Origin of the sequence: Clostridium chrysemydis (genome assembly GCF_015234215.1) — a bacterium.
Taxonomy (GTDB): domain Bacteria; phylum Bacillota; class Clostridia; order Clostridiales; family Clostridiaceae; genus Clostridium; species Clostridium chrysemydis.
This window is the reverse complement of the sequence record NZ_JADEKP010000012.1, coordinates 1-12,102: the sequence shown is the minus strand read 5'-3', so window position 1 is coordinate 12,102 and position 12,102 is coordinate 1. Positions and strand designations below refer to the sequence as shown.

At 31.2% G+C, this 12,102-nt stretch carries 13 protein-coding genes and 11 tRNA genes; 7 read left to right on the top strand and 17 right to left on the bottom strand.

Annotated features, from left to right (window positions below):
* Positions 1 to 16: 16 nt before the first annotated feature.
* The 5 genes from INR60_RS16175 to INR60_RS16155 form a co-directional block, all read right to left on the bottom strand.
* On the bottom strand, positions 17 to 658 hold the full coding sequence (locus INR60_RS16175; RefSeq protein ID WP_194192525.1) for an LUD domain-containing protein: 642 nt from the start codon (positions 656 to 658) through the stop codon (positions 17 to 19).
* A gap of 85 nt (positions 659 to 743) precedes the next feature.
* Positions 744 to 1,247: an SEC-C metal-binding domain-containing protein gene (locus INR60_RS16170; RefSeq protein ID WP_194192524.1), complete on the bottom strand. Its 504-nt coding sequence runs from the start codon at positions 1,245 to 1,247 to the stop codon at positions 744 to 746.
* 42 nt (positions 1,248 to 1,289) lie between these two features.
* Positions 1,290 to 2,081 carry an MBL fold metallo-hydrolase gene (locus tag INR60_RS16165; RefSeq protein WP_194192560.1) on the bottom strand — a complete coding sequence of 264 codons (792 nt, stop codon included), beginning with the start codon at positions 2,079 to 2,081 and terminating at the stop codon, positions 1,290 to 1,292.
* Between the two features lie 14 nt (positions 2,082 to 2,095).
* Positions 2,096 to 3,361 carry a UDP-N-acetylglucosamine 1-carboxyvinyltransferase gene (murA, locus tag INR60_RS16160; protein WP_194192523.1) on the bottom strand — a complete coding sequence of 422 codons (1,266 nt, stop codon included), beginning with the start codon at positions 3,359 to 3,361 and terminating at the stop codon, positions 2,096 to 2,098.
* Positions 3,362 to 3,630: 269 nt separating this feature from the next.
* Entirely contained in the window at positions 3,631 to 3,792 is a 162-nt protein-coding gene (locus INR60_RS16155) for a DUF1540 domain-containing protein (protein WP_194192522.1), read from the bottom strand.
* A 187-nt stretch (positions 3,793 to 3,979) separates the two neighbouring features.
* On the opposite strand from INR60_RS16155, the gene INR60_RS16150 reads away from it, so the two are divergent.
* From INR60_RS16150 to INR60_RS16130, 5 genes are all read left to right on the top strand, one after another.
* Entirely contained in the window at positions 3,980 to 4,525 is a 546-nt protein-coding gene (locus tag INR60_RS16150) for a hypothetical protein (protein ID WP_194192521.1), read from the top strand.
* Positions 4,526 to 4,705: 180 nt separating this feature from the next.
* On the top strand, positions 4,706 to 5,158 hold the full coding sequence (locus tag INR60_RS16145) for a dUTP diphosphatase (protein ID WP_194192520.1): 453 nt from the start codon (positions 4,706 to 4,708) through the stop codon (positions 5,156 to 5,158).
* Positions 5,159 to 5,282: 124 nt separating this feature from the next.
* Positions 5,283 to 5,714: a DMT family transporter gene (locus tag INR60_RS16140; RefSeq protein ID WP_194192519.1), complete on the top strand. Its 432-nt coding sequence runs from the start codon at positions 5,283 to 5,285 to the stop codon at positions 5,712 to 5,714.
* A gap of 23 nt (positions 5,715 to 5,737) precedes the next feature.
* Positions 5,738 to 6,553, top strand: coding sequence for an MBL fold metallo-hydrolase (locus tag INR60_RS16135; RefSeq protein WP_194192518.1), 816 nt, complete (start codon positions 5,738 to 5,740; stop codon positions 6,551 to 6,553).
* A gap of 67 nt (positions 6,554 to 6,620) precedes the next feature.
* Complete coding sequence (locus INR60_RS16130; protein ID WP_194192517.1) at positions 6,621 to 7,820, top strand: S8 family serine peptidase; 1,200 nt, start codon at positions 6,621 to 6,623, stop codon at positions 7,818 to 7,820.
* Here INR60_RS16130 and INR60_RS16125 read toward each other — a convergent pair.
* Entirely contained in the window at positions 7,795 to 8,877 is a 1,083-nt protein-coding gene (locus INR60_RS16125) for a peptidoglycan DD-metalloendopeptidase family protein (protein WP_194192516.1), read from the bottom strand. The genes INR60_RS16130 and INR60_RS16125 overlap by 26 nt on opposite strands.
* Positions 8,878 to 9,061: 184 nt before the next feature.
* Between INR60_RS16125 and INR60_RS16120 the strand changes: the two genes are divergently transcribed.
* Together INR60_RS16120 and INR60_RS16115 are read left to right on the top strand one after the other, a co-directional pair.
* Positions 9,062 to 10,075 carry a DnaD domain protein gene (locus tag INR60_RS16120; RefSeq protein WP_194192515.1) on the top strand — a complete coding sequence of 338 codons (1,014 nt, stop codon included), beginning with the start codon at positions 9,062 to 9,064 and terminating at the stop codon, positions 10,073 to 10,075.
* On the top strand, positions 10,068 to 11,045 hold the full coding sequence (locus INR60_RS16115) for an ATP-binding protein (protein ID WP_194192514.1): 978 nt from the start codon (positions 10,068 to 10,070) through the stop codon (positions 11,043 to 11,045). The genes INR60_RS16120 and INR60_RS16115 overlap by 8 nt, the downstream gene beginning before the upstream one ends.
* A gap of 88 nt (positions 11,046 to 11,133) precedes the next feature.
* On the opposite strand, the gene INR60_RS16110 is transcribed toward INR60_RS16115, so the two are convergent.
* From INR60_RS16110 to INR60_RS16060, 11 genes are all read right to left on the bottom strand, one after another.
* Positions 11,134 to 11,210: transfer RNA gene (locus tag INR60_RS16110), tRNA-Asp, on the bottom strand.
* A gap of 8 nt (positions 11,211 to 11,218) precedes the next feature.
* A tRNA-Val gene (locus tag INR60_RS16105) sits at positions 11,219 to 11,294 on the bottom strand.
* Positions 11,295 to 11,316: 22 nt separating this feature from the next.
* A tRNA-Glu gene (locus INR60_RS16100) sits at positions 11,317 to 11,391 on the bottom strand.
* A 9-nt stretch (positions 11,392 to 11,400) separates the two neighbouring features.
* Positions 11,401 to 11,476 (bottom strand) — tRNA-Thr (locus INR60_RS16095).
* A gap of 8 nt (positions 11,477 to 11,484) precedes the next feature.
* Positions 11,485 to 11,561 (bottom strand) — tRNA-Asp (locus INR60_RS16090).
* A gap of 27 nt (positions 11,562 to 11,588) precedes the next feature.
* Positions 11,589 to 11,664 (bottom strand) — tRNA-Val (locus INR60_RS16085).
* Between the two features lie 6 nt (positions 11,665 to 11,670).
* Positions 11,671 to 11,745, bottom strand: a tRNA-Glu gene (locus tag INR60_RS16080).
* A 9-nt stretch (positions 11,746 to 11,754) separates the two neighbouring features.
* Positions 11,755 to 11,830, bottom strand: a tRNA-Thr gene (locus tag INR60_RS16075).
* 7 nt (positions 11,831 to 11,837) lie between these two features.
* Positions 11,838 to 11,914: transfer RNA gene (locus tag INR60_RS16070), tRNA-Asp, on the bottom strand.
* A 26-nt stretch (positions 11,915 to 11,940) separates the two neighbouring features.
* Positions 11,941 to 12,016: transfer RNA gene (locus tag INR60_RS16065), tRNA-Val, on the bottom strand.
* A 6-nt stretch (positions 12,017 to 12,022) separates the two neighbouring features.
* Positions 12,023 to 12,097, bottom strand: a tRNA-Glu gene (locus INR60_RS16060).
* Positions 12,098 to 12,102 lie beyond the last annotated feature (5 nt).

Below are 12,102 nucleotides of genomic sequence, written 5' to 3'. Positions count from 1 at the left end.
TAGTGCTCTTATCTTTTTAATATCCTAAATCATCATTTAAAAATATTACATGCATTCTTTCTTTATTGTTTTGTCTTCTTATAAGCGTATATTCATTGCAAAGTCTATCTTCACTTTTACAATCCATACAGTATCCTACCTTCGCGCAAGGTGTTTTTTTATTTAATCTTCTTGCATTCATTGGAGCTGAAAATTCCCTGTTTCTTTTAATAGCTTCATCCACATCTTTAACTATTTTATTTATTCCACAGATTAAGATAACTTTTTCTGGTCCATATAACATTGCAGAAACCCTATTACCATTTCCATCAACATTATATAATTCACCATTTTCAGTAACGGCATTACTACTAGCTATATAACAGTCTGATGTAAATGCTCCTTTGTATATATCTACTATTTCTTCTTTAGTTAAACCTTCTTTATATCTATCTAATAGATCATAGTTTTCTTTTCTTAAAAAATCTAAAACTCCAGCTTCTATAATAGACATAGAACCTCCGAAAGAAACTTTATCTCCGTCTTTAATAAGTTCTTTTAATTTTTCTAAAAGCTCCTCATTATCTTTTACAAAGTATCCATTCATATTGTTTTTGTTAAGAGCTTCTATAGTTCTATTAATTTTTTGTTCTTTAACCCATGCTACATTTTTATCCACAAAAATCCCTCCTAAAAATTATCCACAAATAAAAGATATATAAAAAGCCCACAAAGTCGCCTTTATGAGCTTTATTAAAGTCTAATTATTTTTGTTTTCCACAACATTTTTTATATTTTTTACCGCTTCCACAAGGACAAGAATCGTTTCTTCCGATTTTATCTTCGTTTCTTACAGTTTTAGTGTCGTTATATGACTTTTTGATTTCTTTTCTCTTCTCTTCTGAGAATATTCCATCCCATTGAGGTAATGTATATAAGTAATCAGCTTTAGCATCTAGCATGTTGAAATATAATTTTTCTAAGTCAACATCAAGTGTTAATTCTGTGTTTTCGTCGATTTTTTCTAAATCGTATGGAGTTTTTAAACTATCGTTTATTCCATCAATAAATCCCATGATGAATTCTACGTTAGAATCGTGTTTATCTGCTAATTCTTTTATAGTTACCTTTTTAGCTTCTTTGTGATTAGCTAAAATATCTTTGTATACATTTGTTTCTAAAGTTCCGTATTCTATCCAGAATGCTTTTTCCCCTTTAGTTTTTACATATTCAACTACCATATCTGTCCAACTTTTATATAGACTCATATTTTTCCCTCTTTTCATTAAATATTATATAAAAATATAAAATTATACTCTTATAATTCCACTTGGCTCGTGTCTACTCGCCATTGCAATATTTACATCATCACCTTGAACTATACCATGTTCTTCTAAAGAATTTAGAACTGTTTGATATGCTAAGTCTGGCAGATTATTAGTTCCGCTAAGATGCCCTAAAAGTATCTTTTTCCCTTGTTTGTACTTTACTAAATCAACAATTGCAGTTCCGCAATCCTCGTTTGATAAGTGACCTATTTCACTTAAAATCCTTCTCTTAAGGGTATAAGGATAAGGCCCGTATTTTAACATACTGATATCGTGATTACACTCTAAAAGAATAATTTCTGAGTCTTTTATGTTCTCTTTAATTTCTTCTGTGTAAGTTCCAAAATCAGTAGCTACACTTATCTTCTTGTTACCGTCACTTATTGTGTATCCTACTGGCGCTATAGCGTCATGAGGTATGTTGAATGATTTAATACTTAAATCATCTATAACAACAGTACTTCTTTTTTCTATAATTTTAATGTTATGTTCTTTAATTTTCCCTAACGATTTTTCCATAGCAGACCAAGTTTTAGGGTTTGCGTATATCGGTATGTCGTATTTTCTTGATACTATACCTGCACCTTTAATGTGGTCTGAATGCTCGTGGGTTATGAAGATCCCCTTAACTTCTTTAGGATTTTCAGAAATAGCTTTAAATGCCTCGTCAATTTTTTTACCAGGCATTCCAGCGTCTATAAGTATCTTAGTTCTATCTGATCCTACAAAGATACTATTTCCGCTACTTCCACTATATAAAGAACTAAATATCATTTCTTTATTTTTCATTATTCGTCCACTTCTACTCTAATTATGTTAGCACCTAAGTCTCTGAATTTGTTTTCTATATGAGGGTATCCTCTATCGATATGCTCGATATCAGTTATGTGAGTTTCACCTTGTGCTACAAGACCTGCGATAACCATAGCTGCACCAGCTCTTAAATCTGTAGCTTTAACAGTTGCACCTGTAAGTTTGTTTACTCCGTCAATTATAGCAACTCTTCCCTCAACTTTGATATCTGCACCCATTTTCTTTAACTCGTCTATGTGCTTGTGTCTGCTTTCCCAAATAGATTCTGTTATTATACTTCTTCCTGGAACTACACTTAAAAGTGATGACATAGGTTGTTGTATATCTGTTGGGAATCCAGGATAAGGCATAGTTTTTACGTTAATACCTTTGAATTTTCCACTATACTTAACTCTTACTGAGTCATCTCCTTCTTCTACTTCAGCTCCCATTTCTGTAAGCTTTGCACTTATTGACTCTAAGTGTTTTGGTATAACATTTTTAATAGTTACATCTCCTTTAGTAGCTGCCGCTGCTATCATAAATGTACCTGCTTCTATTTGGTCTGGTATAACGCTATAGTTACACCCCTTAAGTTCTTCTACACCTTTAATTCTTATAACGTCTGTACCTGCACCTTTAATGTCAGCTCCCATAGAGTTTAAGAAGTTAGCAACGTCTACTACGTGAGGTTCTTTAGCTACGTTCTCTAAAGTTGTTATACCTTCTGCTAAAATCGCTGCTATCATAACGTTTATAGTTGCACCAACTGATACAACGTCAAAGAATATATTAGTTCCTACAAGCTTTTCTGCTTTAACTTTTACTGCTCCGTGTTCTATAGTAACGTCTGCACCTAAAGCTTCGAACCCTTTAATGTGTTGGTCTATAGGTCTAACTCCAATAGGACATCCTCCTGGAAGTTCAACTCTAGCCTCTTTAAATCTTGTTAGTAAAGCTCCTATAAAATAATATGAAGCTCTCATTCTTCTAACATCTTCTGTACATGCATCGTAAGTATGTACTTCTGTACTGTCTATCTCTAATGTATTATTATCAATCTTATTTAATTTGCACCCTAAACTTAGAAGTATTCTCTCTAAACAATGAACATCTTCTATATCCGGTATATTATCTATCAAACATTTCCCTTTACTTGCCGCAACCGCTGCTGGTAGTATTGCTACCGCCGCATTCTTAGCTCCGTTTATTTCAACAGACCCGTTTAATTTGTTGCCTCCATTAATAACTAACTTTTCCATCCAATTTCACCCTTATTACTAGATTATATATATTAAGTTTCCCAAATTTAAATTTTCTATCCATAATTTTCATAAATTGCAGTTATTTTCTGCATCCTAATTTTAATGTTTCGTTTATCATTATAACACAAAGTATATATATATTAATATCTTTTTTCTAACAAAAAAAAAGGAATATATCAAATTTTTAGGCAATTTTTAGTATAATATTGCTCATATTTGACACATCCCTTTATTATAACTCAATTTTGTCTAATATTAAACCATTATTAGCATGAACATTCAAATGAGTTACAGTCTGTTGCTTCATTATTTTTAGGATCCATTGCATGTGATCCTACCATAATTGAATCTAATGTACAAAAATCATCCTCTTTGCAGTGGTGTTTGCACTTTTCAACTGTACATTTAATACTTTCGTTATGTTTCATAAAACAAAACCTCCTTATATATAATAAACTTACCCTAGTATTATTTCTCTATAAAACTTTTAATATGTACTATTTAAGCTAATTTGTTTTTTTATTTAAAGTATTATGTTATAATTTATAGAAAAGTTTGGATAATATACTTATAGGATATTTCCAAAAAGACTATTTAAGTGAGGTAAGATTAAATATGAAATATTATATTGTTGCACTTTTAAACGAAGATTCTTCTGAACTTATTAATCCGATACAAAAATCTGTATCAAAAAGACTTAAGGCTAATAGGAATCTTCCTGTTCCACACATAACTTTATCAGTTATAGAAAATCCAAATATAGATAAACTTAATCCTGTTATAGAGAAAGTTCTATCTCCTTATAAAAAATTCAAAGTGGAAGTAGACAACGATATCTTTATTTCTGATGAACATAAAACAATAAACGTTTTACTTCATGAGAGAGGATATATAAAGAAGATTAAAACTAACTTTGATGATATGCTTAAACTTCATGGTTTTAATATTAGAGAAGTTAAGGACACTAGATTATCTTTAACTTTAGCAAACCTAAATTATTATCAAAAAGATACTAGAAGAAAAAGTCTAGATACAACCCCTCTTTCAGAAAGTATGAACTTAAACAATTCAACCTTTAAAATATCTGGTTTTGAGGTTTGGAAAGTTCCTCACAATAAAAGAGAGATAAAAATTAAAAGATATGACTTAAAAACATTCTAATTTTACTATAAAAACTATACCACCTTGAAAAAGGTGGTATTTTTGTTTAATTTCCTCCCTTTTTCACCCTTTTTTAAAAAATATTTTTTTGTATTCGTTTACTAACCTTTAAATAAATTAAAAGATTTTGTAAAATAGATAAATAAAAAGATATTACCTAAATTTCAGGGGGATTTTCTAATGTTTATTTGTGATTTATTTAAAATACAAGAAGATATGGACAAAAAATTATCTATCGACGAAAGTCTAGATGATTATAAACTAAGAGCTAGAAAAAATTTAGAACTACACGTTAAAGTAAGTGAACTTGCTAACGTTACTAGATGTTACAACTATCTGAATGATAATAATCTTACAATTGATACTGATGCTGTTTTTGATAAATACTTAGATTGTATTCATCAAGTTATATCTGTTGGAATAACTAACGGATACACATCAATAGACGATATTACAGTACAACCAACCGAATATTGCTTAAGTGATCAATTCTTAAATTTATACATCGATATAAATGATTTAATAATTTCTCGTTCTAGAGATCACTTTGAAACTCTATTAGAAGATTTATTAAGCCTCGGAAATACTTTAGGTTTTTCAAAAGATAAAATTTTAAATGATTTCTGTAGATAACTTTAATAAGTTTTATTTTTAAATATACCCTATAAAATAGATTGCTATTTTATAGGGTATATTTTTTTTATTAATCTATATTCTAAACATTTAAAGGCAATACTAATTTCGGAGGTGTTTTTTTATGTTTGGAATAATTTTAGCTATAATTTCTGGAATAAGTATGAGTTTTCAAGGAGTTTTTAACACACGCCTTGGCGAAAAAATAGGAGTGTGGGAAACAAATGTTATAGTCCAACTTACAGGTTTAATCCTAACTGCCCTAATCACATTTGCTTTTGGAAAAGGAAACTTTAAAGAAGTTTTTAACGCTAATAAAGTTTATTTACTTGGAGGCGTTTTAGGGGTAATTATAATATTTACAGTAATGCAATCTATGGGAACTTTAGGCCCTACATATGCTGTTGGTATTATTTTAATATCTCAACTAATAGCGGCTGCAGCTATAGAATATTTTGGTTTATTCGGTACTGAAAAGATTAATTTTACCTTAAAAGAATTCATCGGTGTTGCATTAATGATAATAGGTATTATAGTATTTAAGTGGAAACACTAGTAATTTAATCAAGGAGATACATTATGAATTTTTTTAATAATATACATTTTCTGTCAAAACTAACATATAACAACGTACGTGAATATTTTAATGAAAGAGGGCCTGTCTCAAACGAACCTATAACTAAAGACTCTGTTCATTGGTTTGGTCACGCAACTACTATAATAAATTTATCAAATAAACTTATTATTACAGACCCTGTTATTTCTAAAAGATTAGGTCATTTTAAGAGAGTTATAGAAACTCCTTTTGATATAACAACTTTAAAATTTGATTATATACTTTTAACTCACGGTCATATGGATCATATGCATTTCCCATCTTTAAAAAAATTAAATAAAGATGCAATTGTTATAGTTCCAAAAGGCTACAAAAAGATATTAACACTTTTAGGTTTTAAAAACGTAGTTTTACTTAGAAGTGGGCAAGTTTACGAAGATGATTTTATAAAGGTAACTTCTATAGAAGCTAACCACGACGGTAGAAGGTTCTATGTAGGTATAGATAACGAAAGTAATTCATATTTAATCGAAAATAAAATCCACAAAGTATTCTTTGCTGGGGATACTGCTATGACGGAAGCCTTTAACGGGATAAAATGCGATGTAGCTATTTTCCCTGTGGGCTGTTACAAACCAGATAGATTTAGACACATGCATTGCTCTCCTGATGAAGGGTATGCTATGTTTACTAAAATGAACGCAAAAGCTATGATTCCTATGCATTATAAAACTTTTAAAATTTCTCTTGAAGATTTCGATGAAACAGAAGAAACTTTAAAAGGTTTTAATGACGAAAGAGTAAAAATAATAGATGTTGGTGGAACTTTTAACTTATAAATTTTGTTAACACTTATGGACTCTTTTTTATAATATGGTATTGTGATAAATAATATAGGAGTGTTATATGTTTAAAGCTAAAAGTAAGCTTGATATAAACTTAATAGAAGCCTTAAAAAATAACCCTTACGAAAAATATAGGGTTATGATCAAATGCAAGACTCTTTTTTCTACTATTTTGAAAAAAGTAGCTTCTTTTAAAGACGCTTTAATCTATGAAATTGAGTATTGCAACATAGTTGTAGCAAATTTAAGTAAAAGAGAAATTACTTTACTAATAGAATATCCTGAAGTTGAAAAAATATTTTTTGATGAATACTTATTTCTTTGTGGAATAAGCGTAGCTTCTGCAAATAAATTTTATAAATCTAACTCTAACTTAAAATTTGATGGTAGTGGAGTAAAAATAGGAATAGTAGACAGCGGAGTTTACCCTCATTTAGATTTAACTCGCCCAACAAACAAAATATTAGAGTTTAAAGATGTAACTTACGGAATTACGCACCCTTACGACGACAACGGACACGGAACAGCTATGGCTGGTGTTATATGTAGTAGTGGAATTTCTTCTGGCGATTTATATAGCGGTATAGCTAAAAACGCCAATATAATATCTTACAAAGCTTTTGACGCTTTAGGAAAGGGTTATGCTTCATCTATCTTATATAGCATAGAGGATTTAATAAAAAATTATAAAGAACATAATTTAAGGATACTTTGTCTTCCTTTTGAAATGCTTAATTCTAATTCTTATATTTTAAAAGCATTCCAGAACATATTTGAAAAAGCTGTATCTTTTAATATTGTTCCTATAGTTCCAACCGGTAGTATAAACGTAGATGAAAAAACCTTAAAGGGAATCTCGACTTTAAAAAACTGTATTGTTGTTTCAGGGGTTACTTCCGAAAACACAGGTGTTCCCTATATTTATTCTTCTAGCAGTTTAAGTTCAAAATCTAAAGTGCCAAACTTTGCAGCTGTTTGCACTAATATAACAACACTTAATTCTGATATAAATTATATATCTGAAAAAAATGGCACCAAGCTGTATCCTAAAAAGCTTGATGCCAAATATAAAACTTATTCTGGAACGTCTTTATCCGTTGCTATTGTAAGTGCTGTTTGTGCACTTTTACTTCAATACAACCAAACACTTAAGTTAGATGATTTAGTATCACTTATAAACTTAAGTTGCACTAACGATAATGACCTTCCTAAAAATGTTGTAGGTGAAGGTATTATTAATTTGAATAAACTGTTAAAGTAGTTTGTTCAATGTATTTTAGTGGATTTACAGGATTATCATTTTTTCTAAGTTCAAAGTGTAAATGAGGTCCTGTACTTCTTCCTGTATTACCTACTTCACCTATTTTTTCTCCCTTTTTAACAGTGTCACCTTCCTTAACATTATAATTGTTAAGGTGAGCATATCTAGTTTCAAGCCCGTCACTATGCTCTATGATAACTGCATTTCCATAACCATATTGCTCATAAAAAACCTTTTTTACCTTTCCGTCGAAAGCTGAATAGACAGGTTTTCCTAATTCATTTCCTATATCTATACCGTTATGCATTCTTCCCCACCTGCTACCAAACTCTGAAGTTAACACTCCATCTTTAGTTGGTTCTTTAAGGAAAGCTATCCCCATAGCTATAGGATCACCTGTACCCTTATATATAACTTTGTTTTGCCCTAAAGCTATTATATTTTCTGAAAGAACATCAGCCTCATATTCTTTTCCGTTTCTATAAGTAACTTTAAGTTCTTGAGTTTTTAACCCTTCTGTTCCTTCTAAAACTTTTTGCTTTCCTAAAACTAGATCTTCAGTGTTTTTAACTTCTAGCTTAGGTTCTATAACTACGTCTCTAGTGTCTTTTACTATTAAATCTACACAAAGTGCATCTTCTTTTTTAATAGCTTCAGCTATAGAGTCTATAGTTTTTATATCTTTTATATCAGTTAATTCTTTTTTATATTCTACGTTACCTTTTATATTTACGCCTTCTAAATCTTCATTCTTTAATCCCATATCATTCATATAGGATAATACTACGTTTTCTAGTACTTTTTCTCCTTCAGATTTATTAGATACGTATCCGTAAAGCTTACCTTCAATGTAAACTCCTACTAATTCACCCTTATTAATAGAACTACCGAAGTAGCCAAAAACGCCTCCCCTACCGAATAGAGAACTACCAAGTACTATATTATTTTTTTCTACTATTTTACTTTTTTCGTTATAGTATGAAATGCCACTTAAGACTATTAAGTTTAATAAAACTAATAATAAAAATAGTTTCTTTCTACTATCATCCGAGACCATAAAACTTTCTCCTCCTTTGAATATTTGGAACACATTTATTAACTTTCCCCTTTGAATATCTTTTTATACATACTTTATCCTTGAAAGTTGTTATAGTTATTTCACTTTGTTATAATTATTTTACATAAAGCCTATAATATAAAAATGGCTTCATAAATTAATTTGAAAGGTAGAGAGATGCTATATGAGCACATTTATGCTAAAAAATACCGCATTAAAATTTACACCTGTTAGTAATGTATTTATTGAAAAATACATGCCTAAAGCTCGTGGAGAGTTTATTAAAGTTTATTTATTAATGCTAAAATATAATATTTCAAGCGAACCAGGGGTAAACTCTTCTGTGCTTGCTAACTCATTAAATTTACTTGAATCAGATGTAATGAATGCATTAAATTATTGGAATGAAGAGGGAGTTATAAAATTAGTTCCAATAGATAAGATGAATAACTACAGCATCGAATTTCTATCACTAGATGATGATATAACTGAAACTTCAGATAATGATGATATAAATTTATTAGATGCACTAAATAACAGTGATACTACTGATATGCTTAGAGATATTGAAAAAATTCTATCTAGAACTCTTTCAAGTAAAGAGATGGAGATTTACCTTGGTTGGCAAAAAGAATTTAATTTTTCTTCTGAGCTAATTTTACTTCTTATAGAATACTGTGCATCTAGAGGCAAAACAAACTTTAGATATATAGAAAAGGTTGCAGAAGCCTGGAGCGAAAAAAATGTTAGAAATATTGAAGACGCCCAAAAACTTATTAGACAAAATGAAGATAAGTGGGTAAAAATAAGACAAATCCTTTCTCATTTAGGAATGAGAAATACAGATATTATGAAACCCCAAGAAGATATGCTTGAAAAGTGGCTTTTTACTTATAAGTTTGAAATGGAACTTATTAAAAACGCTTGCGATCGTTCATTTGAAAGATTAAATCATGCAAACTTTAAATATATAGATGGAATACTAACTAATTGGTATAACAACAATATAAAAACCCTAGAAGATGTTGCAAAGGATGATAAAAAGCATAAAAAATCAAATCAAAACAGCAGTAATAATAACTTCAATAAAAATAATTCTAATCAAAATAAGACCCTTAGATTTAATGACTTTAAGCAAAGAGAATATGATTATGATTCTCTAGAAAAGAAATTGTTAGGATGGGATAGTGATGATTAAAGGATACCAAGGCGAACTTATGTCAATTTACCAAAAGATTCGCGACGAAGAAAATAATAACTTAAGAAATCGCAGAGCTGAAATAGAATCTCTTTATCCTGAAATAATAGAATTAGATAAAGAAATTCAAAAAAATTCTTTAAAACTTTCTTTATCTATTTTAAAAACGGATAATACTGAAAAAGTTTTTAATGAAATAAAAGATAAAATAACAGATCTTAGAGCTAAAAAGTGCGAGATGCTCGTAGAAAAAGGCTATAGCCCTGAATACCTTAATATGCATTACAGGTGTTCTAAGTGCCAAGACACAGGCTATATAGGTGTAACTAAGTGTGATTGCTACAAAAGTAAATTAGTTAGGCTTTTTTATAAAGATTCTGAACTTGAAGATATCTTAAGAGATTGTAACTTCAAAAACTTTAATTTAAATCTTTTTGAGTCTTCAAAAAGTGAGGGGGAAAGATTTTCTCCAAAGACTAATATGAAAAATAACGTAGACTTCATAATAAATGATTTCTTACCTAACTTTAAACATAGTAACGAAAACCTATTATTTTATGGAACTCCAGGAACAGGTAAAACATTTTTATCATACTGCATCGCTAAAGAATTATTAGATAAAGGAAATTTAGTAGTTTATAAAACTTCTGATGAAGTTATAAAAGCTCTTCGTGAGATACGATTTAATAACGATACTTATCTTGAAAAGCTTATGTATGATTGTGATTTATTAATTATAGATGATTTAGGTTCAGAACAACTAAATGATTTTGTTGCAACTGAATTATTTAATTTAATAAATAAAAGAATACTTAAAAAGAAACAGATGATTATTTCAACTAACTTCACTCTTTCAGATTTAGCTAAACACTACAGTGAAAGAATTTCATCAAGACTACTTGGAAACTTCAAATTACTTAAATTTTACTCAGAAGATATAAGAATTAAAATAAATCTTTCTAGAAGATAAAAAGGTGGGCTTTAAAGCCCACCTTTTTATTTACACTATATATTCTTTAAACAACAAAAAAGAAGTAAGTTATACTTACTTCTTAGAATGGCGACTCAGAAGGGGCTCGAACCCTCGACTTCCAGCGTGACAGGCTGGCACTCTAACCAACTGAGCTACTGAGCCATATAATGTGGTGGGCACAACAGGGATCGAACCTGTGACCCCCTGCTTGTAAGGCAGGTGCTCTCCCAGCTGAGCTATGCGCCCACATTATAAAAAAAAAGAAAAATGGTGACTCCTAGGGGAATCGAACCCCTGATACCACCGTGAAAGGGTGGTGTCTTAACCGCTTGACCAAGGAGCCATATTAAATTGGAGCTGATGATCGGACTTGAACCGATAACCTGCTGATTACAAGTCAGCTGCTCTGCCAATTGAGCCACATCAGCTTAAATTTTGGCGACTCAGAAGGGGCTCGAACCCTCGACTTCCAGCGTGACAGGCTGGCACTCTAACCAACTGAGCTACTGAGCCGTATTAGTAGTTTAAATTTTAAAACTTTGGTGGGCACAACAGGGATCGAACCTGTGACCCCCTGCTTGTAAGGCAGGTGCTCTCCCAGCTGAGCTATGCGCCCAAAGTATGGTGACTCCTAGGGGAATCGAACCCCTGATACCACCGTGAAAGGGTGGTGTCTTAACCGCTTGACCAAGGAGCCATATTAAATTGGAGCTGATGATCGGACTTGAACCGATAACCTGCTGATTACAAGTCAGCTGCTCTGCCAATTGAGCCACATCAGCTTAAAATTGGCGACTCAGAAGGGGCTCGAACCCTCGACTTCCAGCGTGACAGGCTGGCACTCTAACCAACTGAGCTACTGAGCCATATGATTTTAAAATTTAAACTATTTTGGTGGGCACAACAGGGATCGAACCTGTGACCCCCTGCTTGTAAGGCAGGTGCTCTCCCAGCTGAGCTATGCGCCCAAAGTATGGTGACTCCTAGGGGAATCGAACCCCTGATACCACCGTGAAAGGGTGGTGTCTTAACCGCTTGACCAAGGAGCCATATT